This window comes from Enterobacter cloacae complex sp. P1B (assembly GCF_014982345.1).
In the GTDB taxonomy this organism is placed as follows: Bacteria; Pseudomonadota; Gammaproteobacteria; order Enterobacterales; family Enterobacteriaceae; genus Enterobacter; species Enterobacter bugandensis.
In genome coordinates this window covers 1-25914 of sequence record NZ_JADCLF010000003.1, presented here as the reverse complement: position 1 = coordinate 25914, position 25914 = coordinate 1, and the positions used below count along the sequence as shown (strand labels likewise).

Annotated in this window: 25 protein-coding genes; 17 read left to right on the top strand and 8 right to left on the bottom strand. The window is 54.7% G+C overall.

The genetic code is table 11. The annotated features are described in order from the left end of the window. Positions 1-8: 8 nt before the first annotated feature. From rseP to tilS, 13 genes are all read left to right on the top strand, one after another. Positions 9-1361, top strand: a complete 1353-nt coding sequence (gene rseP, locus INF77_RS01475) for a sigma E protease regulator RseP (protein ID WP_193532821.1) — start codon at positions 9-11, stop codon at positions 1359-1361. A 31-nt stretch (positions 1362-1392) separates the two neighbouring features. Beyond that, positions 1393-3810: an outer membrane protein assembly factor BamA gene (gene bamA / locus INF77_RS01470; protein ID WP_193532820.1), complete on the top strand. Its 2418-nt coding sequence runs from the start codon at positions 1393-1395 to the stop codon at positions 3808-3810. A gap of 122 nt (positions 3811-3932) precedes the next feature. Further along, entirely contained in the window at positions 3933-4427 is a 495-nt protein-coding gene (skp, locus tag INF77_RS01465) for a molecular chaperone Skp (RefSeq protein WP_014882635.1), read from the top strand. Positions 4428-4430: 3 nt separating this feature from the next. Continuing rightward, the gene (gene lpxD, locus INF77_RS01460) at positions 4431-5456 is read left to right on the top strand and encodes a UDP-3-O-(3-hydroxymyristoyl)glucosamine N-acyltransferase (RefSeq protein WP_041911190.1); all 1026 of its coding nucleotides are present in this window, start codon (positions 4431-4433) and stop codon (positions 5454-5456) included. Positions 5457-5558: 102 nt separating this feature from the next. Next, positions 5559-6014, top strand: a complete 456-nt coding sequence (gene fabZ, locus INF77_RS01455) for a 3-hydroxyacyl-ACP dehydratase FabZ (protein WP_010426706.1) — start codon at positions 5559-5561, stop codon at positions 6012-6014. Positions 6015-6017: 3 nt separating this feature from the next. Further along, positions 6018-6806, top strand: a complete 789-nt coding sequence (gene lpxA, locus INF77_RS01450; RefSeq protein WP_041911189.1) for an acyl-ACP--UDP-N-acetylglucosamine O-acyltransferase — start codon at positions 6018-6020, stop codon at positions 6804-6806. Then, a complete protein-coding gene (lpxB, locus tag INF77_RS01445; RefSeq protein ID WP_049137786.1) occupies positions 6806-7954 on the top strand; it encodes a lipid-A-disaccharide synthase in 1149 nt (382 codons plus the stop codon). Before lpxA ends, lpxB begins: the two co-directional genes overlap by 1 nt. Continuing rightward, positions 7951-8547 carry a ribonuclease HII gene (gene rnhB, locus INF77_RS01440; RefSeq protein WP_059357904.1) on the top strand — a complete coding sequence of 199 codons (597 nt, stop codon included), beginning with the start codon at positions 7951-7953 and terminating at the stop codon, positions 8545-8547. The genes lpxB and rnhB overlap by 4 nt, the downstream gene beginning before the upstream one ends. A gap of 38 nt (positions 8548-8585) precedes the next feature. Further along, positions 8586-12068, top strand: a complete 3483-nt coding sequence (gene dnaE / locus INF77_RS01435) for a DNA polymerase III subunit alpha (protein WP_041911187.1) — start codon at positions 8586-8588, stop codon at positions 12066-12068. A 12-nt stretch (positions 12069-12080) separates the two neighbouring features. Further along, the gene (gene accA / locus INF77_RS01430) at positions 12081-13040 is read left to right on the top strand and encodes an acetyl-CoA carboxylase carboxyl transferase subunit alpha (RefSeq protein ID WP_013095666.1); all 960 of its coding nucleotides are present in this window, start codon (positions 12081-12083) and stop codon (positions 13038-13040) included. Between the two features lie 99 nt (positions 13041-13139). Then, entirely contained in the window at positions 13140-15272 is a 2133-nt protein-coding gene (locus tag INF77_RS01425) for a lysine decarboxylase LdcC (protein WP_193532819.1), read from the top strand. Positions 15273-15337: 65 nt separating this feature from the next. Then, positions 15338-15727, top strand: coding sequence for a VOC family protein (locus INF77_RS01420; RefSeq protein WP_193532818.1), 390 nt, complete (start codon positions 15338-15340; stop codon positions 15725-15727). Between the two features lie 58 nt (positions 15728-15785). Then, complete coding sequence (gene tilS, locus INF77_RS01415; RefSeq protein ID WP_193532817.1) at positions 15786-17075, top strand: tRNA lysidine(34) synthetase TilS; 1290 nt, start codon at positions 15786-15788, stop codon at positions 17073-17075. Positions 17076-17103: 28 nt separating this feature from the next. Here the strand turns inward: tilS and rof are convergent, their stop codons facing one another. Next, positions 17104-17364, bottom strand: a complete 261-nt coding sequence (gene rof / locus INF77_RS01410) for a Rho-binding antiterminator (protein ID WP_028015593.1) — start codon at positions 17362-17364, stop codon at positions 17104-17106. Then, positions 17351-17551 (bottom strand): YaeP family protein, encoded by a 201-nt coding sequence (locus INF77_RS01405; protein WP_008501889.1) that lies wholly within the window; start codon positions 17549-17551, stop codon positions 17351-17353. Before INF77_RS01405 ends, rof begins: the two co-directional genes overlap by 14 nt. Before the next feature lie 196 nt (positions 17552-17747). Here INF77_RS01405 and INF77_RS01400 point away from each other — a divergent pair, with 196 nt between their 5' ends. The 3 genes from INF77_RS01400 to nlpE are packed head-to-tail and all read left to right on the top strand — an operon-like array spanning position 17748 to position 19445. After that, positions 17748-18293 (top strand): YaeQ family protein, encoded by a 546-nt coding sequence (locus tag INF77_RS01400; RefSeq protein ID WP_193532816.1) that lies wholly within the window; start codon positions 17748-17750, stop codon positions 18291-18293. After that, the gene (arfB, locus tag INF77_RS01395; protein ID WP_028015595.1) at positions 18290-18712 is read left to right on the top strand and encodes an alternative ribosome rescue aminoacyl-tRNA hydrolase ArfB; all 423 of its coding nucleotides are present in this window, start codon (positions 18290-18292) and stop codon (positions 18710-18712) included. The genes INF77_RS01400 and arfB overlap by 4 nt, the downstream gene beginning before the upstream one ends. Before the next feature lie 34 nt (positions 18713-18746). After that, positions 18747-19445 carry an envelope stress response activation lipoprotein NlpE gene (nlpE, locus tag INF77_RS01390; RefSeq protein ID WP_048960338.1) on the top strand — a complete coding sequence of 233 codons (699 nt, stop codon included), beginning with the start codon at positions 18747-18749 and terminating at the stop codon, positions 19443-19445. A 47-nt stretch (positions 19446-19492) separates the two neighbouring features. Here the strand turns inward: nlpE and proS are convergent, their stop codons facing one another. The 6 genes from proS to metN all read right to left on the bottom strand — a co-directional run bounded on the left by proS (position 19493) and on the right by metN (position 25072). Beyond that, a complete protein-coding gene (gene proS, locus INF77_RS01385) occupies positions 19493-21211 on the bottom strand; it encodes a proline--tRNA ligase (protein WP_041911180.1) in 1719 nt (572 codons plus the stop codon). A 112-nt stretch (positions 21212-21323) separates the two neighbouring features. After that, the gene (gene tsaA / locus INF77_RS01380) at positions 21324-22031 is read right to left on the bottom strand and encodes a tRNA (N6-threonylcarbamoyladenosine(37)-N6)-methyltransferase TrmO (protein WP_193532815.1); all 708 of its coding nucleotides are present in this window, start codon (positions 22029-22031) and stop codon (positions 21324-21326) included. Beyond that, the gene (gene rcsF, locus INF77_RS01375) at positions 22028-22432 is read right to left on the bottom strand and encodes an Rcs stress response system protein RcsF (RefSeq protein ID WP_008501883.1); all 405 of its coding nucleotides are present in this window, start codon (positions 22430-22432) and stop codon (positions 22028-22030) included. The genes tsaA and rcsF overlap by 4 nt, the downstream gene beginning before the upstream one ends. Positions 22433-22538: 106 nt before the next feature. After that, positions 22539-23354: a methionine ABC transporter substrate-binding lipoprotein MetQ gene (gene metQ / locus INF77_RS01370; protein ID WP_014168729.1), complete on the bottom strand. Its 816-nt coding sequence runs from the start codon at positions 23352-23354 to the stop codon at positions 22539-22541. A 40-nt stretch (positions 23355-23394) separates the two neighbouring features. Beyond that, positions 23395-24048, bottom strand: coding sequence for a methionine ABC transporter permease MetI (locus INF77_RS01365; RefSeq protein WP_003856130.1), 654 nt, complete (start codon positions 24046-24048; stop codon positions 23395-23397). Next, positions 24041-25072, bottom strand: a complete 1032-nt coding sequence (gene metN / locus INF77_RS01360) for a methionine ABC transporter ATP-binding protein MetN (protein WP_193532814.1) — start codon at positions 25070-25072, stop codon at positions 24041-24043. Before metN ends, INF77_RS01365 begins: the two co-directional genes overlap by 8 nt. A 188-nt stretch (positions 25073-25260) precedes the next feature. On the opposite strand from metN, the gene gmhB reads away from it, so the two are divergent. Beyond that, positions 25261-25827, top strand: coding sequence for a D-glycero-beta-D-manno-heptose 1,7-bisphosphate 7-phosphatase (gene gmhB, locus INF77_RS01355; protein WP_028015601.1), 567 nt, complete (start codon positions 25261-25263; stop codon positions 25825-25827). Positions 25828-25914 lie beyond the last annotated feature (87 nt).

The window sequence follows — 25914 nt, the reverse complement described above, 5'->3', positions numbered from 1 at the left end:
AAGGTTTTATGCTGAGCATTCTCTGGAATCTGGCGGCGTTCATTGTTGCACTGGGTGTACTGATTACCGTGCATGAATTTGGCCATTTCTGGGTTGCTCGCCGTTGTGGTGTGCGGGTAGAGCGATTCTCCATTGGTTTTGGCAAATCACTCTGGACGCGCACCGATCGTCACGGCACGGAATTTGTCATCGCCCTTATCCCGCTTGGCGGCTACGTCAAAATGCTCGACGAACGTGTTGAGCCTGTCGCTCCCGAACTGCGACACAGTGCGTTTAACAACAAAACCGTTGGACAACGCGCCGCCATCATCGCTGCCGGACCGGTAGCCAACTTCATCTTTGCGATTTTCGCTTACTGGCTGGTGTTTATCATCGGCGTCCCTGGCGTGCGTCCGGTAGTGGGGGATATTGCCCCTGACTCCATCGCGGCGAGTGCGCAAATTACCTCCGGGATGGAACTTAAAGCGATTGATGGCATCGAAACCCCTGATTGGGATGCCGTGCGACTGCAGCTGGTAGCCAAAATTGGCGATCCGCAGACAACTATCAGCGTATCGCCGTTTGGGTCAAACGCGCGTCAGGACAAAGTACTGGATTTACGCCACTGGCGTTTCGAGCCAGACAAAGAGGATCCCGTCGCTGCGCTGGGCATTCGTCCCCGCGGCGCGCAGATAGAACCGGTATTGGCCGAAGTACAGGCAAATTCGGCGGCGAGCAAAGCGGGTTTGCAAGCTGGCGACAGGATCGTTAAAGTCGATGGTCAACCATTAACAGAGTGGATGACCTTTGTTACTCTGGTGCGCGATAATCCGGGGACGTCCCTCGCGCTGGAAGTTGAAAGGCAAGGCAGTCCGCTTTCGCTGACGCTGATCCCGGATACGAAGTCGGTCGGCAAAAAGGCAGAAGGGTTTGCAGGCGTTGTGCCAAAAGTGATCCCGCTGCCAGATGAGTACAAGACAATACGCCAGTATGGGCCGTTCAGCGCCATTCTTGAAGCCACGGATAAAACATGGCAACTGATGAAGCTGACGGTCAACATGTTGGGGAAATTGATAACCGGTGATGTGAAACTGAACAACCTCAGTGGGCCAATCTCGATTGCTCAGGGGGCTGGGATGTCAGCGGAGTTCGGGGTGATTTACTATCTCATGTTCCTCGCGCTTATTAGCGTGAACCTTGGGATTATCAACCTGTTCCCGCTTCCCGTTTTAGACGGGGGTCATCTGCTGTTTTTAGCGATTGAAAAGCTAAAAGGCGGGCCGGTATCCGAGCGAGTTCAAGACTTTAGTTATCGCATTGGCTCGATTTTGCTGGTGCTGTTAATGGGGCTTGCACTTTTCAATGATTTCTCTCGGTTGTAAGAGAGTTAGTTAGGAAGAACGCATAATAACGATGGCGATGAAAAAGTTGCTCATAGCGTCGCTGCTGTTTAGCAGCGCCACCGTATACGGTGCTGACGGGTTCGTAGTGAGAGATATTCATTTCGAAGGCCTTCAGCGTGTCGCCGTTGGTGCGGCCCTCCTCAGTATGCCTGTGCGCCCCGGCGATACGGTTAATGATGAAGATATCAGTAACACCATCCGTGCTCTGTTTGCCACCGGCAACTTCGAGGACGTCCGCGTCCTGCGCGATGGTGATACGCTGCTGGTACAGGTAAAAGAACGTCCAACGATCGCCAGTATCACTTTCTCCGGCAACAAGTCGGTGAAAGATGACATGCTCAAGCAAAACCTTGAAGCATCGGGTGTTCGTGTGGGTGAATCTCTGGACCGCACAACCCTTTCAGACATTGAAAAAGGTCTGGAAGACTTCTACTACAGCGTCGGTAAATACAGCGCCAGCGTGAAAGCGGTTGTCACTCCGCTCCCGCGTAACCGTGTTGACCTGAAGCTGGTCTTCCAGGAAGGTGTTTCTGCGAAGATCCAGCAGATCAACATCGTGGGTAACCACGCGTTCAGCACCGACGAACTGATCTCGACCTTCCAGCTGCGCGATGAAGTGCCGTGGTGGAACGTGGTTGGCGATCGTAAATACCAGAAACAGAAGCTGGCGGGCGACCTTGAAACCCTGCGCAGCTACTATCTGGATCGCGGTTATGCCCGCTTCAACATCGACTCGACTCAGGTCAGTCTGACTCCGGACAAGAAAGGTATCTACATTACGGTTAACATTACTGAAGGCGATCAGTACAAGCTTTCTGGTGTTGAAGTGAGTGGTAACCTGGCGGGGCATTCTGCTGAGATCGAATCGCTGACCAAAATTCAGCCGGGCGATCTGTACAGCGGATCCAAAGTCACCAAAATGGAAGACAGCATTAAGAAGCTGCTCGGCCGCTATGGTTATGCCTATCCGCGCGTACAAACTCAGCCGGAAATCAACGATGCGGATAAAACCGTTAAGCTGCACGTTAACGTTGATGCGGGTAACCGTTTCTACGTGCGTAAGATCCGCTTCGTCGGTAACGACACCTCTAAAGACTCCGTTCTGCGTCGTGAAATGCGTCAGATGGAAGGGGCGTGGCTGGGCAGCGACCTGGTCGACCAGGGTAAAGAGCGTCTGAACCGTCTGGGCTATTTTGAAACCGTAGATACTGAAACTCAGCGTGTACCGGGCAGCCCGGATCAGGTTGATGTCGTTTATAAAGTGAAAGAGCGTAACACCGGTAGCTTTAACTTCGGCGTGGGCTACGGCACGGAAAGCGGCGTGAGTTTCCAGGTAGGCGTCCAGCAGGATAACTGGCTGGGTACGGGTTACTCTGTTGGTATTAACGGTACCAAAAACGACTACCAGACCTACTCTGAGTTCTCCGTTACCAACCCATACTTCACCGTTGACGGTGTGAGCCTGGGCGGTCGTATCTTCTATAACGACTTTAAAGCGGATGATGCAGATCTGTCTTCCTACACCAACAAAAGTTACGGTGTGGACGGAACGCTTGGCTTCCCGGTTAACGAATACAACACCCTGCGAGCGGGCTTAGGTTACGTGCATAACGACCTGTCCAACATGCAGCCGCAGGTGGCGATGTGGCGTTATCTGGATTCCATCGGCCAGTCGGCGAGTACCTCCAGCGATGACAACGGTTTTGCTGCAGATGACTTCACCTTCAACTATGGCTGGACCTACAACCGTCTTGACCGCGGTTTCTTCCCAACGGAAGGCTCTCGCGTCAACCTGAACGGTAAGGTGACCATTCCTGGTTCCGATAACGAGTTCTACAAGGTCACGCTGGATACCGCGTCCTACTTCCCGATTGATGACGATCACAAATGGGTGGTGCTGGGTCGTACCCGTTGGGGCTATGGTGACGGTATCGGCAGTAAAGAGTTGCCGTTCTATGAGAACTTCTACGCGGGTGGTTCAAGCACCGTGCGTGGCTTCCAGTCTAACAACATTGGTCCGAAAGCGGTTTATTACGGCGGTAATGATGAAGATAACTGCGCAAGCCGTGATCCAAAACAAGTATGTAGCTCTGATGATGCGGTAGGCGGTAACGCCATGGCCGTGGCCAGCCTGGAGTTCATCACCCCAACGCCATTTATCAGTGATAAATACGCGAACTCCGTACGTACGTCCTTCTTCTGGGATGCGGGTACGGTGTGGGATACCAACTGGGAGAATACTGCCCAGATGCGCGCGGCTGGCGTTCCAGACTATAGCGATCCGGGCAATATTCGCATGTCTGCCGGTATCGCATTACAATGGATGTCACCGCTGGGGCCGTTGGTCTTCTCCTACGCCCAGCCGTTTAAGAAATACGATGGAGACAAAGCGGAGCAATTCCAGTTTAACATTGGTAAAACCTGGTAATAATCCGCTGCAATGGAATGCGTTGGCAGTGTAGCGCTGACAACCGGCGATCGGTAAAACGGTCGCCTTGCCACGCAAAGAACGGTACCTTCTGGTGCCAATGGGATGGTAAGGAGTTAATTGTGAAAAAGTGGTTATTAGCTGCAGGTCTCGGTTTAGCGATGGCAACTTCTGCTCAGGCAGCAGACAAAATCGCAATCGTCAACATGGGTAATTTGTTCCAGCAAGTCGCTCAGAAAACAGGTGTTTCTGCGACTCTGGAAAACGAATTCAAAGGCCGTGCGAGCGAACTGCAGCGTATGGAAGGCGATCTTCAGTCCAAAATGCAGCGTCTGCAGCGTGATGGTTCTACCATGAAAGCAAGCGATCGCAGCAAACTGGAAAAAGACGTTATGGCTCAGCGCCAGACCTTCTCCCAGAAAGCGCAGGCTTTCGAGCAGGATCGTCAGCGTCGTTCTAACGAAGAGCGTGGCAAGCTGGTGACTCGCATTCAGACTGCTGTTAAAGCAGTTGCTGCCGATCAGAGCATCGATCTGGTTGTTGATGCGAACGCCGTTGCTTTCAACAGCAGCGATGTTAAAGACATCACCGCTGATGTTCTGAAACAGGTTAAATAAGTAATGCCTTCAATTCGACTGGCTGATTTAGCTCAGCAGTTGGATGCAGAATTACACGGTGATGGCGATATCGTCATCACCGCTGTTGCGTCCATGCAATCTGCTAAAGCTGGCACGATTACCTTCATGGTAAGCCCTAAGTACCGTGAACAACTGGCTCAATGCCAGGCGTCAGCTGTTGTTCTGACGCAGGACGATCTTCCTTTTGCCACTGGAAGCGCGCTGGTAGTGAAAAATCCCTACCTGACGTATGCACGCATGGCTCAAATTCTTGATACCACGCCGCAGCCGGCGCAGAACATTGCTGCCAGTGCAGCGATTGATCCGACGGCTAAGCTGGGTAACAACGTGGCCGTTGGCGCGAATGCGGTTATTGAATCTGGCGTTGAGCTGGGCGATAACGTCGTCATTGGCCCTGGATGCTTCGTTGGGAAAAATACGAAAATCGGCGCTGGCACCCGTTTATGGGCCAATGTGTCCGTTTATCATGAAGTTGAAATCGGCGAAAATTGCCTCGTCCAGTCCAGTACCGTGATTGGTTCTGATGGCTTTGGTTACGCGAACGATCGCGGTAACTGGGTTAAGATCCCGCAGCTTGGTCGCGTTATTATTGGCGATCGCGTGGAGATCGGAGCCTGTACCACGATCGATCGTGGTGCACTCGACGACACTATCATTGGCAATGGTGTTATCATCGATAACCAGTGCCAGATTGCGCATAACGTTGTGATTGGCGACAATACCGCGGTTGCGGGGGGCGTCATCATGGCGGGCAGCCTGAAAATTGGTCGTTACTGCATGATTGGCGGCGCGAGCGTGATTAATGGCCATATGGAAATATGCGACAAGGTGACGGTGACGGGTATGGGTATGGTAATGCGTCCTATCACTGAACCTGGCGTCTATTCCTCCGGTATTCCGCTGCAACCCAACAAGGTATGGCGTAAAACAGCAGCTCTGGTGATGAACATTGATGATATGAGCAAGCGACTCAAGTCTCTTGAGCGTAAGATCGATCAACAAGACTAAACGTCACCCGTTTAACGCTATCTTTCCCGGCCTGTCGGCTTTCTAATAAACCGGCAGGCCGTGTTATTATTGTTATCAGTACATTTTGACAGGAAGAGTATTTTGACTACTGACACTCATACTCTGCATATTGAAGAGATTTTAGAACTTCTGCCGCACCGCTACCCGTTTTTGCTGGTAGACCGTGTGCTGGATTTTGAAGAAGGTCGTTTTCTGCGCGCAGTGAAAAATGTTTCCGTGAACGAGCCGTTCTTCCAGGGACACTTCCCGGGTAAGCCTATCTTCCCGGGTGTGTTGATTCTGGAAGCGATGGCTCAGGCTACCGGTATTCTGGCGTTTAAAAGCGTCGGTAAGCTGGAGCCGGGTGAACTGTATTACTTCGCAGGTATTGATGAAGCACGCTTCAAGCGTCCTGTCGTGCCTGGTGATCAGATGATCATGGAAGTCACTTTTGAAAAAACGCGTCGTGGCCTGACTCGCTTCAAAGGCGTAGCGCTGGTTGACGGCAAAGTTGTTTGCGAAGCGACGATGATGTGTGCTCGTAGCCGGGAGTCCTGATACGTGATTGATAAATCCGCCTTTATTCATCCTACCGCTATTGTGGAAACCGGTGCCATTATTGGCGCAAACGTCCACATTGGCCCGTTCTGTATTGTTGGACCCCATGTCGAAATTGGTGAGGGTACAGTACTGAAATCTCACGTTGTCGTGAATGGTCACACGACCATTGGCTGCAATAACGAGATCTATCAGTTCGCTTCCATCGGCGAAGTTAACCAGGATCTGAAATATGCTGGTGAGTCGACCCGTCTGGAAATTGGCGATCGTAACCGTATTCGCGAAAGCGTCACCATTCATCGTGGAACAGTACAGGGTGGTGGGTTGACGAAGGTGGGCAGCGACAACCTGTTCATGGTAAATGCGCACATTGCGCACGACTGTGCCGTGGGCGATCGCTGTATTCTTGCCAACAACGCAACGCTGGCAGGACACGTATCGGTTGATGACTTCGCAATTATTGGCGGCATGACCGCAGTCCATCAGTTCTGCATCATTGGTGCACACGTGATGGTCGGCGGATGCTCCGGTGTGGCGCAGGACGTCCCGCCGTATGTGATTGCGCAGGGCAACCATGCCACGCCGTTTGGCGTGAACATCGAAGGCCTCAAGCGTCGTGGCTTTAGCCGCGAAGCGATTACTGCTATCCGCAACGCGTACAAGCTGCTGTACCGTAGCGGTAAAACGCTGGAAGAGGCGAAGCCGGAAATTGCCGAGCTGGCGAATAAGCATCCTGAAGTGAACGCGTTCATGGAATTCTTTGACCGTTCCACGAGGGGTCTGATTCGTTAATGGTCGACAGTCGTCCGCTTACGATAGCCCTGGTCGCCGGAGAAACCTCCGGCGATATTCTTGGTGCAGGTCTCATCCGGGCGCTTAAGGCGCGCGTACCCAATGCTCGCTTTGTTGGCGTGGCAGGCCCGCTGATGCAGGCCGAAGGCTGTGAAGCCTGGTATGAAATGGAAGAGCTGGCCGTGATGGGCATCGTCGAGGTGCTGGGGCGCCTGCGACGCCTGCTGCATATTCGTGCCGATCTCACCCGCCGCTTTACCGAACTCAAACCCGATGTGTTTGTCGGTATCGATGCACCTGATTTCAACATTACTCTCGAAGGTAATCTGAAAAAGCAGGGCATCAAAACCATTCACTATGTCAGTCCGTCCGTGTGGGCGTGGCGACAGAAACGCGTTTTCAAAATCGGACGGTCCACCAACCTGGTGCTGGCTTTCCTGCCTTTCGAAAAAGCGTTTTACGACAGATTTAATGTTCCGTGCCGTTTTATCGGTCATACCATGGCGGATGCGATGCCGCTGGACCCGGATAAAAACGCGGCGCGCGACGCGCTGGGTATCCCGCATGATGTGCACTGTCTGGCGCTGCTGCCGGGCAGCCGTGGCGCAGAGGTCGAGATGCTGAGCGCTGATTTCCTGAAGACCGCGCAGATTCTTCGCCAGACCTGGCCCGATCTTGAAGTGGTTGTGCCGCTGGTGAATGCCAAACGCCGCGAGCAGTTCGAGCGTATCAAAGCCGACGTTGCCCCGGATCTTCACGTTCGTCTTCTCGACGGGAAAGGGCGGGAAGCCATGTATGCAAGCGATGCCGCACTGCTGGCTTCCGGCACGGCAGCGCTGGAGTGTATGCTGGCGAAATGCCCGATGGTGGTCGGTTATCGCATGAAGCCGTTTACCTTCTGGCTGGCAAAACGTCTGGTGAAAACGGATTATGTCTCCCTGCCAAACCTGCTTGCCGGGCGCGAGCTGGTTAAAGAGCTGTTGCAGGATGAGTGCCAGCCGCAGGCGCTTGCGGATGCCCTGCTGCCGCTGCTGGCCAACGGCAAGACCAGCCACCAGATGCACGATACTTTCCGTGAACTGCATCAGCAGATCCGCTGTAATGCTGATGAGCAGGCGGCTGATGCAGTGCTGGAGTTAGCAAAATGATGGAATTTACTTATCCCCACACGCACCTTGTTGCCGGAGTGGATGAAGTCGGGCGCGGCCCGTTGGTCGGTGCCGTGGTGACCGCGGCGGTGATCCTCGATCCAACGCGCCCGATTATTGGTCTGAACGACTCAAAAAAACTCAGTGAGAAGCGCCGTCTGGCGCTGTTTGATGAAATTAAAGAGAAGGCGCTGGCCTGGAGCGTAGGGCGCGCAGAGCCGAATGAAATCGACGATCTGAATATTCTGCACGCCACGATGCTGGCAATGCAGCGAGCCGTTGCTGGCCTGAAGGTTGTGCCAGAATATGTGCTGATCGACGGTAACCGTTGCCCGGCGCTGCCGATGCCTTCGATGGCCGTCGTTAAAGGCGACAGCCGCGTCGCAGAGATCAGTGCAGCTTCTATTATTGCCAAAGTGACGCGCGACGCCGAAATGGCCGCGCTGGACCTCACTTATCCCGCGTATGGTTTCGCCCAGCATAAGGGATATCCAACGGCTTTCCATCTGGAAAAGCTGGCTGAACATGGCGCAACTGAACATCATCGGCGCAGCTTTGGCCCGGTGAAGCGCGCGCTGGGACTGGTGTCCTGAATCAAGACGCAAGCAATTAAGTAACGCGGGATCTGAAGATGGCTGAACCACGTTTCGTACACCTGCGGGTGCATAGCGACTACTCCATGATCGATGGGCTGGCAAAGACCGGGCCGCTGGTAAAAAAGGCGGCCTCGCTTGGCATGCCTGCGCTGGCGATCACCGATTTTACCAACCTGTGCGGCCTGGTGAAGTTCTACGGGACGGCGCATGGCGCGGGGATGAAGCCTATCGTCGGTGCGGATTTCCATGTGCAGAGCGATCTCATCGGCGATGAACTGACGCAAATCTCCGTGTTGGCTATGAACAATACGGGTTACCAAAACCTCACTCTGCTTATCTCAAAAGCCTATCAGCGCGGTTATGGGGCGCTGGGTCCGTGGATTGACAGGGAATGGCTGGCTGAGCTGAACGAAGGGCTGCTGCTGATCTCCGGCGGCCGCATGGGCGATGTCGGTAAATCCCTGCTACGCGGTAACAGCGCGCTGGTGGATCAGTGCGTCTCGTTCTATGAAGAGTACTTCCCGAATCGTTACTATCTGGAGCTGATTCGCACCGGCCGCCAGGATGAAGAGAACTATCTGCACGCTGCTGTCGCGCTGGCAGAAGAGCGCGGCTTGCCCGTGGTGGCAACGAATGACGTGCGTTTCCTGGAGTCCGGCGATTTTGACGCGCATGAAATTCGCGTCGCTATCCACGACGGCTTCACCCTCGACGATCCAAAGCGTCCGCGGAACTACTCATCGCAGCAGTATATGCGCAGCGAAGAGGAGATGTGCGAGCTCTTCTCCGACATTCCGGAAGCGCTGGAAAACAGTGTAGAGATTGCCAAGCGCTGTAACGTGACCGTGCGCCTCGGCGAATACTTCCTGCCGCAGTTCCCGACCGGGGACATGACCACGGAAGATTTCCTGGTCATGAAATCGAAAGAAGGTCTGGAAGAGCGTCTCGAATTCCTGTTCCCGGATGAAGAAGAGCGTAAAAAACGTCGTCCGGAGTATGACGAACGCCTGGATATTGAACTCCAGGTGATTAACCAGATGGGCTTCCCGGGCTACTTCCTGATTGTAATGGAGTTTATCCAGTGGTCGAAGGATAACGGCGTGCCGGTAGGTCCGGGCCGTGGCTCGGGTGCGGGCTCACTGGTGGCGTATGCGCTGAAAATTACCGACCTCGATCCGCTGGAATTTGACCTGCTGTTCGAACGTTTCCTTAACCCGGAACGTGTCTCCATGCCCGACTTCGACGTCGACTTCTGCATGGAAAAACGCGACCAGGTGATTGAGCACGTGGCCGATATGTACGGTCGTGACGCGGTTTCGCAGATCATTACCTTCGGTACCATGGCGGCGAAAGCGGTTATCCGCGACGTGGGCCGCGTGCTGGGCCACCCGTACGGTTTTGTCGATCGTATTTCAAAGCTGGTGCCGCCCGATCCGGGCATGACGCTGGCAAAAGCCTTTGAAGCCGAACCTCAGCTGCCGGAAATCTACGAAGCTGATGAAGAGGTAAAAGCGCTGATCGACATGGCGCGTAAGCTTGAAGGCGTGACGCGTAACGCCGGTAAGCATGCGGGGGGGGTGGTTATCGCCCCGACCAAAATCACCGACTTTGCGCCGCTCTACTGCGACGAAGCGGGCCAGCACCCGGTCACCCAGTTCGATAAAAACGACGTGGAATACGCCGGGCTGGTGAAGTTCGACTTCCTCGGCCTGCGCACGCTGACCATCATCAACTGGGCGCTGGAGATGATCAACGCCCGCCGCGAGAAGAACGGCGAGCCGCCGCTGGATATCGCGGCCATCCCGCTGGATGACAAGAAAAGTTTCGACATGCTGCAGCGCTCGGAGACGACAGCCGTCTTCCAGCTTGAATCCCGCGGCATGAAAGATCTGATTAAACGCCTGCAGCCCGACTGCTTCGAAGATATGATCGCGCTGGTGGCCCTGTTCCGTCCGGGCCCGCTGCAGTCAGGGATGGTGGATAACTTTATCGACCGTAAACACGGGCGCGAAGAGATTTCCTACCCGGACGTGCAGTGGCAGCATGAAAGCCTGAAACCGGTGCTGGAGCCGACCTACGGCATCATCCTGTATCAGGAACAGGTCATGCAGATCGCCCAGGTGCTTTCCGGCTATACCCTTGGCGGCGCGGACATGCTGCGTCGTGCGATGGGTAAGAAAAAGCCGGAAGAGATGGCCAAGCAGCGCTCCATCTTTGAAGATGGGGCGAAGAAAAACGGCGTCGATGGCGAACTGGCGATGAAAATCTTCGACCTGGTGGAGAAATTCGCCGGGTACGGATTTAACAAATCTCACTCCGCCGCCTATGCTTTGGTTTCTTATCAAACGCTGTGGCTCAAGGCCCACTATCCCGCTGAGTTTATGGCGGCGGTAATGACCGCCGATATGGACAACACTGAGAAGGTGGTTGGCCTGGTGGACGAGTGCTGGCGCATGGGGCTGAAGATCCTGCCGCCGGATATTAACTCGGGTCTGTACCATTTCCACGTTAACGATGACGGGGAGATCGTCTACGGGATCGGCGCGATCAAAGGCGTGGGTGAGGGGCCGATCGAGGCGATCATCGAAGCGCGTAATAACGGCGGCTACTTCCGTGAGCTGTTCGATCTGTGCGCCCGTACCGATACCAAAAAACTGAACCGCCGCGTGCTGGAAAAACTGATCATGTCCGGCGCGTTTGACAGGCTGGGGCCACACCGCGCCGCGCTGATGAACTCGCTCGGCGATGCGTTGAAGGCGGCCGATCAGCATGCGAAAGCGGAGGCCATTGGCCAGGCGGATATGTTCGGCGTGCTGGCTGAAGAGCCAGAGCAGATCGAGCAGTCCTATTCCAACTGCCAGCCGTGGCCAGAACAGGTAGTACTGGACGGCGAGCGGGAAACGTTAGGTCTGTACCTGACGGGTCACCCGATCAACCAGTATCTTAAAGAAATTGAGCGCTATGTCGGCGGCCACAGGCTTAAAGACATGCATCCGACAGAACGTGGTAAGATCACCACGGCTGCGGGGCTCGTGATTGCTGCAAGGGTAATGGTCACCAAGCGCGGCAATCGTATCGGCATCTGTACGTTAGATGACCGTTCCGGGCGTCTGGAGGTGATGCTGTTCACCGACGCGCTGGATAAATACCAGCAATTGCTGGAAAAAGACCGCATACTTATCGTCAGCGGACAGGTCAGCTTTGATGACTTCAGCGGGGGGCTTAAAATGACCGCCCGCGAAGTGATGGACATTGACGAAGCCCGGGAAAAATATGCTCGCGGGCTTGCTATCTCGCTGACGGACAGGCAAATTGATGACCAGCTTTTAAACCGACTCCGTCAGTCTCTGGAACCCCACCGCTCGGGGACCATTCCAGTACATCTCTACTATCAGAGGGCGGATGCACGTGCGCGGTTGCGCTTTGGTGCAACGTGGCGTGTCTCTCCGAGCGATCGTTTACTGAACGATCTCCGTGGCCTCATTGGTTCGGAGCAGGTGGAACTGGAGTTTGACTAATACAGGAATACTATGAGTCTGAATTTCCTTGATTTCGAACAGCCGATTGCTGAGCTGGAAGCGAAAATCGATTCTCTGACAGCGGTAAGCCGTCAGGATGAAAAACTGGATATTAACATCGACGAAGAAGTGCATCGTCTGCGCGAAAAAAGCGTAGAGTTGACGCGCAAAATCTTTGCCGATCTCGGCGCATGGCAGATCGCGCAGCTTGCGCGTCATCCGCAGCGTCCGTACACCCTGGATTATGTCCGCCTGGCGTTTGACGAATTTGACGAACTGGCAGGCGACCGCGCATACGCTGACGATAAAGCTATCGTTGGCGGCATCGCGCGTCTGGATGGACGTCCGGTGATGATCATTGGTCACCAGAAAGGCCGTGAAACCAAAGAGAAGATCCGTCGTAACTTCGGTATGCCAGCACCAGAAGGTTACCGTAAGGCCCTGCGTCTGATGGAGATGGCTGAGCGTTTCAATATGCCAATCATCACCTTCATCGACACGCCGGGTGCATACCCAGGCGTAGGCGCGGAAGAGCGCGGCCAGTCTGAAGCCATCGCACGCAACCTGCGCGAGATGTCTCGTCTGAAGGTACCGGTCATCTGTACCGTTATCGGTGAGGGTGGTTCTGGCGGTGCGCTGGCGATTGGCGTGGGCGATAAAGTGAATATGCTGCAGTACAGCACCTATTCCGTTATCTCCCCGGAAGGCTGTGCGTCCATTCTGTGGAAAAGCGCCGACAAAGCGCCGCTGGCCGCTGAAGCGATGGGCATCATTGCGCCGCGTCTGAAAGAGCTGAAGCTGATCGACACCGTTATCCCGGAGCCTCTGGGCGGCGCGCATCGTAAGCCGGAAGTGATGGCTGCTTCCCTGAAAGCACAGTTGCTGGCCGACCTGGCCGATCTGGACGTCCTGAGCAAAGAAGACCTGCTCAACCGTCGTTACCAGCGTCTGATGACCTACGGTTACGCGTAAGCTTCACAATTATCTGAAAAGCCGCACATTGTTGCGGCTTTTTTTATACCTGCCGTTTACCTTAACTATGCTTATCTGATGATTTCAAGGAGGTAAACCATGAACATCATTGCCATCATGGGGCCACACGGCGTCTTTTATAAAGACGAGCCCATCAAGGAGCTGGAGCAAGCTCTTAAAGCACGCGGATATCAGCTAATCTGGCCGCAAAACAGCGCCGATCTGCTGAAATTCATCGAACATAATCCGCGCATCTGTGGCGTGATATTCGACTGGGACGAATACGACATGGAGCTGTGCAGCGAGATCAACAGGCTGAATGAATACCTTCCGCTCTACGCCTTTATCAACACTCACTCGACCATGGACGTCAGCGCGCACGATATGCGCATGGCGCTGTGGTTCTTCGAATACTCGCTCGGCGTGGCCGAGGACATTGCGACCCGCATTCAGCAGTACACCGGTGAATACCTGGATAACATCACGCCGCCGTTTACGCGCGCGCTGTTCACCTATGTGAAAGAGGGGAAATACACCTTCTGTACGCCGGGACACATGGCCGGAACGGCCTATCAAAAAAGCCCGGTGGGGTGCCTGTTCTACGATTTCTTCGGCGGCAACACCCTGAAAGCAGACGTGTCGATTTCAGTGACCGAGTTAGGTTCTCTTCTGGATCATACCGGCCCACATCTTGAAGCTGAAGAGTATATCGCCCGCACCTTTGGCGCCGAGCAGAGCTATATGGTGACCAACGGCACCTCGACCTCGAACAAAATCGTCGGGATGTACGCCGCGCCTGCCGGCAGCACCCTGCTGATTGACCGGAACTGCCACAAGTCGCTGGCGCACCTGCTGATGATGAGCGACGTCGTTCCGATCTGGCTGTCACCCACGCGTAACGCGCTCGGTATCCTCGGCGGCATTCCGCGCCGGGAGTTCACGCACCAGGCCATCGAAAGTAAGGTTGCGGCGATCCCAGACGCAAGCTGGCCTGTCCATGCGGTAATCACCAACTCCACCTATGACGGTCTGCTGTATAACACGAACTGGATCAAGCAGACGCTGGACGTACCGTCGATCCACTTCGATTCCGCGTGGGTGCCCTATACCAACTTCCACCCGATTTACTCGGGCAAAAGCGGGATGAGCGGCGAGCGCGTGCCGGGCAAGGTCTTTTTCGAAACGCAGTCGACGCACAAAATGCTGGCCGCGTTTTCGCAGGCTTCGTTAATCCATATTAAAGGCGAGTACGACGAGGATACGTTTAACGAAGCCTTTATGATGCACACCACCACCTCACCGAGCTATCCGCTGGTGGCCTCTATCGAGACGGCGGCGGCGATGCTGCGCGGCAATCCGGGTAAACGCCTGATTAACCGCTCGGTGGAACGGGCGCTGCATTTCCGTAAAGAGGTCCAGCGGCTGAAGGATGAGGCCGACGGCTGGTTCTTCGATATCTGGCAGCCGGAAGAGATCGACGAGGCGGAGTGCTGGCCCGTCGCGCCGGGAGAGAGCTGGCACGGCTTCCGGGATGCCGATGCGGACCACATGTTTCTCGATCCTGTGAAGGTGACGATCCTGACGCCGGGGATGGACGAACAGGGCGTAATGGGCGAGGAGGGGATCCCTGCCGCACTGGTGGCGAAGTTCCTTGACGAGCGCGGCGTGGTGGTGGAGAAGACCGGTCCTTACAATCTGCTGTTCCTGTTCAGCATCGGGATCGATAAAACACGGGCGATGGGGTTGCTCCGCGGGCTGATGGAGTTCAAGCGCGCCTACGATCTCAACCTGCGGGTGAGGAACATGCTGCCGGATCTCTACGCGGAAGATCCTGACTTTTACCGCAACATGCGCATTCAGGATCTGGCCCAGGGGATCCACCGGCTGATCCGCCAGCACGATCTGCCGCGCCTGATGCTCCAGGCGTTTGACGTCCTGCCTGACATGAAGCTGACGCCGCACAAGGCCTGGCAGCGGCAGGTGAAAGGCGAAGTCGAAACCGTTGAGCTGGAAAATCTGGTCGGGCGGGTATCGGCCAACATGATCCTGCCGTATCCGCCGGGCGTGCCGCTGCTGATGCCGGGTGAGATGATCACCGAGGAGAGCCGGGCGGTGCTCGATTTTCTGCTGATGCTCTGTTCGGTAGGACGTCACTATCCAGGCTTTGAAACGGATATCCACGGCACGAAACGCGATGAAAACGGCGTGTACTGGGTGCGAGTCCTAAAATAAAGGTGACCGCTTGCCAGGTGTGGGTTTTAGGTTGTAACGTTCAGGCATCATAAAAAGGAGAAGCTATGCTGGGTTTAAAAGCGGTTCACCATATTGCGATCATCGCCACCGATTATGCGAAAAGTAAGGCCTTCTACTGCGACATTCTTGGCTTTACGCTCATGAGCGAGGCCTACCGCGAGGAGCGTGACTCCTGGAAGGGCGATCTCGCGCTAAACGGGAAGTATGTGATTGAGCTGTTCTCTTTTCCTTTCCCGCCTTCGCGTCCGTCCCGCCCGGAAGCCTGCGGCCTGCGTCATCTGGCTTTCAGCGTTGATGACCTTGATAGCGCAGTAAAACATCTGGAAGCCCACGGCGTGGCCTGTGAAGCGATTCGCGTCGATCCGTTTACCAACAAGCGGTTTACCTTTTTTAACGATCCGGACGGCCTGCCGCTGGAGCTTTACCAGCAGTAATGTTTGTCCTGTGTGATAATGCCCGCTCAGTTCGGGCATTTTTTATGTGTAATTTCCTATGACCTTACCCGCTATCGCACAAGCCGTTTCACCGTACCGCCAGCTGCTGGTGGGGTTTAGCGGTGGCCTGGATTCCACCGTGTTGCTACATCGCCTTAAGCTCTGGCGCGACCGGGACCCTGGCGTCCAGCTTCGGGCTATACATATCCACCACGGACTAAGCCGTCATGCAGAGGATTGGGTGGAGCACTGTGAAGCCTTGTGTGAGGCGTGGGCTATCCCGCTCATCGTTGAGCGCGTCACGCTTGCTGATGAAGGATTGGGTATTGAGGCGCAGGCGCGTAAAGCCCGCTATACCGCTTTTGCAGGCGTATTGCTGCCCGGCGAAGCGCTGGTCACTGCGCAGCATCTGGACGATCAGTGCGAAACTTTTTTGCTGGCGCTTAAGCGTGGCAGCGGACCCGCGGGGCTTTCCGCCATGCCGGCACGTTCTGATTTTGCCGGAACGCAATTATTACGGCCGTTGCTTGGCGAGACACGCGCGTCGCTGGAAGCCTGGGCGCGGGAACATCAGCTGAGCTGGATCGAAGATGAGAGCAACCAGGACGATAGCTACGATCGTAACTTCCTGCGTCTGCGCATCCTCCCGCTTTTAAGCGAGCGCTGGCCGCATTTCGCCGACGCGACGGCAAGAAGCGCCATGCTGTGTGCCGAACAGGAAAGCCTGCTGGATGAGTTACTCAGCGAGGAGCTGTCTGACCTCATTTCAGAAGACGGTGCGCTGGCAATTGCGCCTCTGGAGGCGATAAGCCCGGCGCGTCGGGCCGCGCTGTTACGTCGCTGGCTCGCCACTCATCATGCTGCGATGCCGTCGCGGGCAATGCTTAGCCGTATCTGGGACGAAGTCGCGCAGGCGCGGGAAGATGCTTCCCCCTGCGTACACCTGAGTGGATATGAGGTCAGACGCTATAAAGGCAAACTCTGGTGGGTAAAATACTCCCCCTCGCTGACCGATGTGGTGCTTGACTGGACCTCACCAGAGGCACCGCTGATATTGCCCCAGGACGCGGGGAGTGTCTCTCTGATGTCGACTGGCCATGTGCGTCTGCCAAAGCCCGGAGAACCCGTCAGCGTGCGCTTTAAGGCTGGCGGCTTGCTGCATATCGTCGGACGCAACGGGGGACGGAAGCTGAAAAAGATATGGCAGGAGTACAACGTGCCGCCGTGGCTGCGCGACACCACGCCGCTGCTGTTCTACGGTGAAACGCTGATTGCTGCTGCAGGGGTGTTCATCACGGAAGAGGGGTGGACAGAAGAGGGTGCCAGCTTCGAGTGGCGGAAAGCGTAACGGGCAGCCCGGCTGCCCGTTAATGTCATCAGGATTCGCTCACCACGACGGTGCCGATTTGCGGGTGGCTGAAGCTGGCTATTTTGTCCAGACGCAGCTCGCGCGTCGCACCGGCATCTTCCACGACCAGGTATTCCACATTCTTGCGTGAAAGCAGATCGCTGGCCTTCGCCTTCAACACTTCGCCATCTTTTAGCTCCAGCGTCAGTATTAAATGATGCTGGCAGGCGAGTTCGAGGTTGTCATAGTCATCACAATTGATGGGTTGATAAGTATCATTCATCGACATAATCGCTCACCAGTAAATTCGCCGCAGCATACGCTGCTTTTTCCCTGACCGACTCTGAAAGGCTCTCATCAGAGGCCACTTCATTAAGCACCTTCAATACACAGCCCAACGCGTCCGGGACATACCCCAGATCTCCGCTGGCGATTTCCGCATACCGTTTGCGAATTAACTCACAATAATTATTCACATCCCCTCCCGCCAGCGCACTGACTTACTGTGAGATATCATTAAGCCTACGAAGATAAACTCGGTTTAGCAAGGTGACTATACCATACTCATTTAAGCAATATCAGCGCCTTGATAGCGGTGTATTTATTACTCCGTAACAGCCTTTTGCCTCCGTTTTCGCTACAATGTGCGGCTGATTCGAATGGAGTTCTCTCATGGCGCTGAAAGCGACAATTTATAAAGCAGTGGTCAACGTGGCCGATCTTGATCGCAACCAGTTTCTGGACGCGTCGCTTACGCTGGCACGCCACCCCTCCGAAACACAGGAGCGTATGATGCTGCGCCTGCTGGCGTGGATTAAGTATGCTGATGAACGTCTGCAGTTTACCCGTGGGTTAAGCGCGGAAGACGAGCCTGAAGCCTGGCTGCGCAACGACCATCTGGGGATCGATTTATGGATTGAACTCGGTCTGCCGGACGAGCGCAGGATTAAAAAGGCGTGTACTCAGTCTGCGGAAGTGGCGTTATTCGCCTATAACCAGCGCGCGGCGGAGATTTGGTGGCAGCAAAATAAGAATAAATGCGCGCAGTTTAAAAATCTCGCCGTCTGGTATCTGGATGATGAACAGCTGGCGCAGCTGAGCGAGTTCGCCAGCCGGACTATGGTGTTACAGGCAACGATTCAGGACGGAGCCATCTGGCTTTCAGATTCTCAGAATAATCTGGAAATTCATCTGACAGCCTGGCAGCCTGCGCCATGATCGTCTTGTCCCGAAGCGTCAGCATCCCTGATAGCGAGCTGGAGATCGCCGCCATCCGTGCTCAGGGCGCGGGCGGGCAGCACGTCAACAAGGCGTCGACGGCTATCCATTTGCGTTTTGACATTCGGGCCTCAAGCCTGCCAGAGTATTATAAAGAAAGTCTGCTTGCCGCCAGCCATCATCTGATCACCAGCGATGGCGTGATTGTGATCAAAGCCCAGGAGTACCGCAGCCAGGAATTAAACCGGGAAGCGGCGCTAGCCAGGCTGGTGGCGGTCATCAAAGAGTTAACGGCAGTACAAAAAAGCCGCCGGGCAACGCGGCCAACCCGCGCATCGAAAGAGCGTCGGCTGTCCTCGAAAGCCCAAAAATCCACAGTGAAAGCATTACGCGGTAAAGTTCGTCGCCCGATGGAGTGACGAAAGGGAACACAATTTTCATAAGGAATTCATTGTGAAAAAAGCATTATTTTCAGCGCTGGCAGTGAGTACATTGTTTGCGCTTTTCGGGTGTAACAACCGTTCTGAAACGCAGGTTTTGCAGCCAGCGCAGAATGAAGAGTTAAAGCCAATGCAGCAGAGCTGGCGCGGCGTATTGCCTTGCGCGGACTGCGAAGGCATTGAAACGTCACTGTTCCTGCAAAAAGACGGTACCTGGGTGATGAACCAGCGCTACCAGGGCGCGAAAGAACCCTCTTCATTTGCCACCTACGGGACATGGGCGCGTACGGCGGAGAAGCTGGTCCTGACGGATACCTCCGGTGACAAAACCTGGTTCCGCCCTAAAGGTGAGAACATGGAAATGCTCGACCGGGAAGGCAATCCGATTGAATCCCAGCTCAACTACACGCTGACGCCGGTGAAAGCGGCGTTGCCAGCCACGCCAATGGCGATGCGGGGGATGTATTTCTATATGGCGGATGCGGCGATCTTTACTGACTGCGCTACCGGTAAGAAAGTCAGCGTGGCAAACAATGCGCAGCTTGAACGTGATTACGCCGTGGCGCGCGGCAATGACAGCAAGCCGGTATTGCTGACGGTTGATGGTCACTTTACGCTGGAGCCAAACCCGGATAGCGGGGAGATGGTGAAAACGCTGGTGGCAGATAAAGACGCGAAGTTTGTCGCGGGTAAAGACTGTAACAGTAAATAAATTGACGTTGAGCCATTAAAAAACCCCGCCAGAGCGGGGTTTTTTGTTTAGCCTTTGACGGCTTTCACCAGGTAATCAAGAATATCGCCGGTCTTGATCATCTGTTTTTCGCCGCTGCGACGGTATTTGTATTCAATCTCATCGCTGTCGAGGTTACGGTCGCCGATGACGACGGTGTGCGGGATACCGATCAGTTCCATATCGGCAAACATCACGCCCGGACGCTCTTTACGGTCATCCATCAGCACTTCGATACCCTGAGCGCGCAGCTCGGCGTACAGCTTCTCGGCCAGCTCCTGCACGCGGTAAGACTTGTGCATGTTCATTGGCAGAATGGCCACCTGGAACGGCGCGATGTTGTCCGGCCAGACGATGCCGCGCTCGTCGTAGTTCTGCTCGATGGCCGCAGCCACCACGCGCGTTACCCCGATACCGTAGCAGCCCATGGTCAGGATCTGGTTACGGCCATCTTCACCCTGAACGGCGGCGTTCAGCGCACGAGAGTATTTATCACCCAGCTGGAAGATGTGGCCCACTTCGATACCGCGCTTGATCATCAGCGTACCCTGGCCGTCCGGGCTTGGGTCGCCTGCAACCACGTTACGGATGTCTGCCACTTCTGGGGTCGCTACGTCGCGATCCCAGTTGATGCCGAAGTAATGTTTACCGTCGATGTTAGCACCCGCGGAGAAGTCGCTCATTGCAGCAACCGTGCGGTCAATAACGACAGGAACCGGCATATTCACCGGACCGAGAGAGCCTGGGCCGGCATTCACGACGGCGCGGATTTCCGCTTCCGTGGCGAACGTCAACGGGCTGGCGACCTGCGGCAGCTTTTCCGCTTTCACTTCGTTCAGTTCATGATCGCCACGCACCAGCAGGGCAACCAGCGGGTAAGCGCTGCCTTCGGTGGATTTCACCAGCAGCGTTTTCACGGTTTTTTCGACTGGCAGACTGAACTGCTCAACCAGCTCGGCGATGGTTTTCGCATTTGGCGTATCAACCAGCGTCATCTCTTGCGTTGCCGCGCCGCGAGGTTCTTTTGGTGCCAGCGCTTCTGCAAATTCGATGTTCGCCGCGTAGTCTGAAGAGTCAGAGAAGATCACATCGTCTTCACCGCTCTGCGCCAGAACCTGGAACTCATGGGACGCGCTACCGCCGATGGAGCCGGTATCAGCCTGCACAGCGCGGAAATCCAGACCCATGCGGGAGAAGATTTTGCTGTAAGCCTCGTACATTTTGTCGTAGGTCTCTTGCAGCGATTCCTGTGACGTATGGAAAGAGTAGGCATCTTTCATCAGGAATTCGCGAGAGCGCATCACGCCGAAACGTGGGCGCACTTCGTCACGGAACTTGGTCTGGATCTGGAAGAAGTTCAGCGGCAGCTGTTTGTAAGAGCTCAGCTCATTACGAATCAGATCGGTAATGACTTCTTCATGCGTTGGACCGAGAACGAACGGACGCTCGCCGCGATCGACGAAGCGCAGCAGTTCTGGGCCATATTGCTCCCAACGACCGCTCTCCTGCCACAGGTCAGCGGGCTGAACCACGGGCATGGACACCTCGATAGCACCGGCGTTGTTCATCTCTTCACGCACGATGTTTTCGACTTTTTTCAGGACGCGCACGCCGGTCGGCAGCCAGGTGTATAACCCGGAGGCCAGCTTGCGGATCATCCCGGCGCGCAGCATCAGCTGATGGCTGATTACTTCGGCGTCGGCAGGTGTCTCCTTCAGAGTGGAGAGCAGATATTGGCTAGTACGCATGTTGTTACGGTTCCATTTCGACGATTGGAACAGGCTGAAACGCCAGCCTGACACAAAAAAAGTGGTTTAGTTTACCAGTGTGGCAAAGATGCCAAAAGAGAGGAGAACAAAATTACCTGGGTTCAAGGGCAAACACTTCGAAACCTGCCCCAGTGACGCGCCAGCGCACGTTAAAATCCAGCAGCCAGACGGCGTACGTCTTTCCTGCTTCCTCTTCTTTACGGTAGGCCGGACGGGGGTCCTGTGCCAGAACTTCAGTGATGAAATGCCGTAAGCGAGGATAGCGTTTCTCCAGCTGACCCAGCTGTAAGGCTATCTCAGGCGTAAACGAGACTGGCATATCCGCCTGCGGTGCGTCCTGAGCGTAGCTTGCACGCGCATTCGGGAGGGATTCGGCGAAAGGCAAATAGGGTTTAATGTCGATAACTGGCGTGCCGTCAACCAGGTCCAGGCTGCCCAGCTCAAGGATGACCTGATCCTTCTGGCAACGTATGCCTTTCAGTTCAACCAGCGACATCCCGATCGGATTGGGGCGGAAGGTCGAACGAGTCGCAAACACGCCCATTCTCGCATTTCCGCCCAGGCGCGGGGGACGCACGGTGGGACGCCAGCCGCCTTCCATTGTCTGGTGAAAAACAAATACCACCCATAAGTGACTGAAAGACTCGAGCCCGCGTACCGCATCGGCCTGGTTATAAGGTGCCTGAAGATGAAGCTCGCCGCTGCCGCTGGTGACCAGACCGGGCTGGCGGGGCACGGCGAACTTCTCTTTATACGGAGAGTGGATAACGCCTATTTGCTCAAACTGAAATGCACTCATTTCGCCGTAATGTTCAGCGCAGAACCGATGCAAACCGCCTGACGGTAGCAGCCCGGCGTGCCGCTGGTGACTTCGCAGCTGTGCAGCAGCACCGCGTTAGCTTTCATTTTTGCGGCGTTAATCTGCATGCGTTTACGCGCAGTCGGGATATTCGGTGGAGAGTCCTGATTGGTTGCCTGACAGGATTCACCGCTCACTTCACCCAGTTCACGGAACGGTTTGCCGACCAGTTCGTCAGCCTTGGTGATAATGCGAACCGGCGCAGGGCGAACCACTTTCGGTTTTGCAGGCTCTGTTTTTGGCGGGGTTGCCGTGCTTTGAACGGGTTCAACAGGAGATCTGCTTAGCATAGAACAGCCGCTCAGCATGAGTGCTAAAAGACAGATCGGTAAAGCACGCATAATAATTCCTCAATGGATAATCAAAACGTCAGATATTGAATCAGGTGACTGCACAAATGACAAGACGGGCATAAGCCCGTCCTGATGATATTACACTGAGGTGAGATTACCAGCCTTTAACAGCGCCGCCGTTAAACACTTTGTTGGCTTCCTGGTAAACTTCGTCTGACTGATAGGCCTGGACGAACTTCTTCACGTTTTCCGCGTCTTTGTTATCTTCGCGAGTCACGATCAGGTTAACGTACGGAGAGTCTTTATCTTCAACGAAGATACCGTCTTTCGCTGGTGTCAGGCCAATCTGGCTGGCGTAAGTGGTGTTGATAACGGCCAGGGCGATCTGCGCATCGTCCAGAGAACGCGGCAGCTGCGGTGCTTCCAGTTCAACAATTTTCAGATTTTTCGGGTTCTCGGTGACATCCAGAACGGTTGGCAGCAGGCCAACGCCGTCTTTCAGTTTGATCAGGCCCACTTTCTGCAGCAGCAGCAGGGAGCGTCCGAGGTTGGTTGGATCGTTAGGCACGGCTACCTGAGAACCCGGCTGCAGTTCGTCCAGCGATTTAATTTTCTTGGAGTAGCCTGCAATCGGGTAGACGAAGGTGTTACCCACGCCAACCAGCTTATAGCCGCGATCTTTGATCTGCTGATCCAGGTATGGCTTATGCTGGAAGGCGTTGGCGTCGATATCGCCTTTGCTCAGCGCTTCGTTCGGCAGAACGTAATCGTTGAAGGTTACGAGCTCAACGTCCAGACCGTATTTTTCTTTCGCCACTTTCTGAGCAACTTCAGCAACCTGCTGTTCTGCACCTACGATAACGCCCACTTTAATATGGTTTGGATCTTTTTCGTCCTGACCGCAACCCACCAGTGCCAGAGATCCAATCAGCGCGCCTACTGCTGCAAAGGTCTTTAATTTAAACGCCATGTTTTATCCTTAACTCGTCGAGTTTGTGTTGTGTGTAACGTTATTTGTGAGTAACCGCCCGGACGATGCGATCGCCAGAGAACTGGATTAAGTAAACCAGAACAACCAGCAATACCAGAACGGTGTTCATCACGGTAGCGTTATATCCAATATAGCCGTACTGATAACCAATCTGTCCTAAACCGCCAGCGCCAACTGCACCGCCCATCGCGGAATACCCTACCAGAGTAATAAGCGTAATCGTTGCCGCGTTCACCAGGCCCGGCAGTGCTTCAGGCAGCAGAACCTTGCGGACGATCTGCATAGGTGTTGCCCCCATTGCACGAGAAGCTTCAATCAAACCGGTTGGGATCTCCAGCAGGGCGTTCTCCACCATACGGGCGATAAACGGCGCAGCGCCTACGGTCAGCGGAACGATAGCCGCCTGCAGACCAATCGATGTGCCGACGATCACGCGGGTAAACGGAATCATCCACACCAGCAGAATAATAAACGGGATGGAACGGAAGATATTCACCAGCGCGGAGAGCGTACGGTAGAGCTTTGCGTTCTCAATGATTTGACCCGGACGCGTCACGTACAGCAGTACGCCTACCGGCAGGCCAATCACAAAACCAAAGAAACCCGATACAAAGGTCATTGCCAGCGTTTCCCAAACGCCGCGAACCAGTAGCCACATCATCGGCTCAGACATAACCCAGTACCTCTACTTTTACATGATGTTCTTGCAGCCAGGCGATTGCGGTCTGGGTTTCTTCTTGAGTGCCGTGCATTTCCGTCAGCATGATGCCGAACTTCACGCCACCGGCGTAATCCATCTGCGCGCTAATAATGTTGTTGTTCACGTTAAAGCGACGCGCGGTTTCGGAAAGCAGAGGGGCATCAACGGACTGACCGGTGAATTCCATACGCAACATCGGGACGCTGTCCGCCGTTGCCTCGGTTTTCAAACGCTCCAGATAATCTTCTGGAATATCCAGATGCAGCGTGGACTGAATAAACTGCTGCGCCAGCGGCGTTTTCGGATGGGAAAATACTTCGCTTACCGTGTCTTGCTCGATCAGTTCACCGTTGCTAATGACCGCCACGCAGTCGCAGATGCGTTTCACCACGTCCATCTCGTGCGTAATAAGGAGGATCGTCAGGCCCAGGCGACGGTTAATGTCCTTCAGCAGTTCCAGAATAGAACGTGTGGTGGCCGGATCCAGTGCGCTGGTAGCTTCGTCGCACAGCAGTACTTTTGGGTTGCTGGCCAGCGCGCGAGCAATAGCAACACGCTGCTTCTGCCCACCGGACAGATTTGCCGGGTAGCTATCATGCTTATCACCCAGACCCACGAGGTCGAGCAGTTCGGTAACGCGACGCTTCACTTCTTCTTTCGGCGTGTTATCCAGCTCCAGCGGTAAGGCGACGTTGCCGAACACCGTGCGGGAAGCCAGCAGGTTAAAGTGCTGGAAGATCATGCCAATTTGACGGCGCGCTTTGGTGAGTTCTTTTTCTGAAAGGGCGGTAAGTTCCTGACCGCCTACTTCTACGCTGCCCTGGGTTGGGCGCTCAAGCAGGTTAACACAACGGATCAGCGTGCTTTTACCCGCACCCGATGCGCCAATGACGCCATAAATTTGACCAGCAGGAACATGCAGGCTGACGTTGTTCAGCGCCTGAATGGTTCGGTGCCCCTGCTGGAACACTTTGGTGATATTGGAAAGTTTAATCATTAGATTATTTTTATCGTATGTAAGTTAGCCGTGGCATTTTCTTCTGCCAGATACGGGTGATGACCGTAAACAAAACGGATGTTAAGGCATCCAGACGTCTAAATCAATCCAACTCTGTACGATGAGCACTTTATTGCGCTGCGATTCATGAGATACTAGCTCAACAGGCCTTTTTCAGGAGCAAACCGGTGGCAAAATCAGTACCCGCAATTTTTCTCGACCGTGATGGCACGATTAATGTGGATCACGGTTATGTGCATGAGATCGATGAATTCGAATTTATCGACGGCGTTATAGAGGCAATGCGCCAGCTAAAAGAGATGGGCTATGCGCTGGTGGTCGTAACGAACCAGTCCGGCATCGCGCGTGGTAAGTTCACCGAAGCGCAGTTTGAGACGCTGACGGAATGGATGGACTGGTCGCTGGCCGATCGTGGGGTCGATCTTGATGGCATTTACTACTGCCCGCACCACCCGCAGGGAACGGTAGAAGAGTATCGTCAGACCTGTGACTGCCGTAAACCGCATCCGGGCATGTTTAACTCTGCGCAGGAGTTCTTGCACATTGATATGGCTGCTTCTTATATGGTGGGCGATAAGCTGGAAGATATGCAGGCAGCGGCAGCGGCGGGAGTGGGTACCAAAATATTAGTGCGTACCGGTAAGCCCGTAACACCAGAAGCAGAAAGTGCAGCGGATTGGGTGATTAATAGTCTGGCAGAGCTGCCAAAAGAGATAAAAAAGCATCAGAAATAGCCTTTTTGGCGAAAAGGTGAGCGGTCGAAATAAAAATGCATATTTCCGCTTGTCATTCCTCGGCAGCTCCCTATAATGCGCCTCCAT

Excerpts from the sequence above, each read along its gene's own strand:
- rseP (WP_193532821.1), top strand. The coding sequence starts at position 9 with ATGCTGAGCATTCTCTGGAATCTGGCGGCGTTCATTGTTGCACTGGGT.
- bamA (WP_193532820.1), top strand. The coding sequence starts at position 1,393 with ATGGCGATGAAAAAGTTGCTCATAGCGTCGCTGCTGTTTAGCAGCGCC.
- lpxD (WP_041911190.1), top strand. The coding sequence starts at position 4,431 with ATGCCTTCAATTCGACTGGCTGATTTAGCTCAGCAGTTGGATGCAGAA.
- lpxB (WP_049137786.1), top strand. The coding sequence starts at position 6,806 with ATGGTCGACAGTCGTCCGCTTACGATAGCCCTGGTCGCCGGAGAAACC.
- rnhB (WP_059357904.1), top strand. The coding sequence starts at position 7,951 with ATGATGGAATTTACTTATCCCCACACGCACCTTGTTGCCGGAGTGGAT.
- dnaE (WP_041911187.1), top strand. The coding sequence starts at position 8,586 with ATGGCTGAACCACGTTTCGTACACCTGCGGGTGCATAGCGACTACTCC.
- accA (WP_013095666.1), top strand. The coding sequence starts at position 12,081 with ATGAGTCTGAATTTCCTTGATTTCGAACAGCCGATTGCTGAGCTGGAA.
- INF77_RS01425 (WP_193532819.1), top strand. The coding sequence starts at position 13,140 with ATGAACATCATTGCCATCATGGGGCCACACGGCGTCTTTTATAAAGAC.
- INF77_RS01420 (WP_193532818.1), top strand. The coding sequence starts at position 15,338 with ATGCTGGGTTTAAAAGCGGTTCACCATATTGCGATCATCGCCACCGAT.
- tilS (WP_193532817.1), top strand. The coding sequence starts at position 15,786 with ATGACCTTACCCGCTATCGCACAAGCCGTTTCACCGTACCGCCAGCTG.
- rof (WP_028015593.1), bottom strand. The coding sequence starts at position 17,364 with ATGTCGATGAATGATACTTATCAACCCATCAATTGTGATGACTATGAC.
- INF77_RS01400 (WP_193532816.1), top strand. The coding sequence starts at position 17,748 with ATGGCGCTGAAAGCGACAATTTATAAAGCAGTGGTCAACGTGGCCGAT.
- arfB (WP_028015595.1), top strand. The coding sequence starts at position 18,290 with ATGATCGTCTTGTCCCGAAGCGTCAGCATCCCTGATAGCGAGCTGGAG.
- proS (WP_041911180.1), bottom strand. The coding sequence starts at position 21,211 with ATGCGTACTAGCCAATATCTGCTCTCCACTCTGAAGGAGACACCTGCC.
- tsaA (WP_193532815.1), bottom strand. The coding sequence starts at position 22,031 with ATGAGTGCATTTCAGTTTGAGCAAATAGGCGTTATCCACTCTCCGTAT.
- rcsF (WP_008501883.1), bottom strand. The coding sequence starts at position 22,432 with ATGCGTGCTTTACCGATCTGTCTTTTAGCACTCATGCTGAGCGGCTGT.
- metQ (WP_014168729.1), bottom strand. The coding sequence starts at position 23,354 with ATGGCGTTTAAATTAAAGACCTTTGCAGCAGTAGGCGCGCTGATTGGA.
- INF77_RS01365 (WP_003856130.1), bottom strand. The coding sequence starts at position 24,048 with ATGTCTGAGCCGATGATGTGGCTACTGGTTCGCGGCGTTTGGGAAACG.
- metN (WP_193532814.1), bottom strand. The coding sequence starts at position 25,072 with ATGATTAAACTTTCCAATATCACCAAAGTGTTCCAGCAGGGGCACCGA.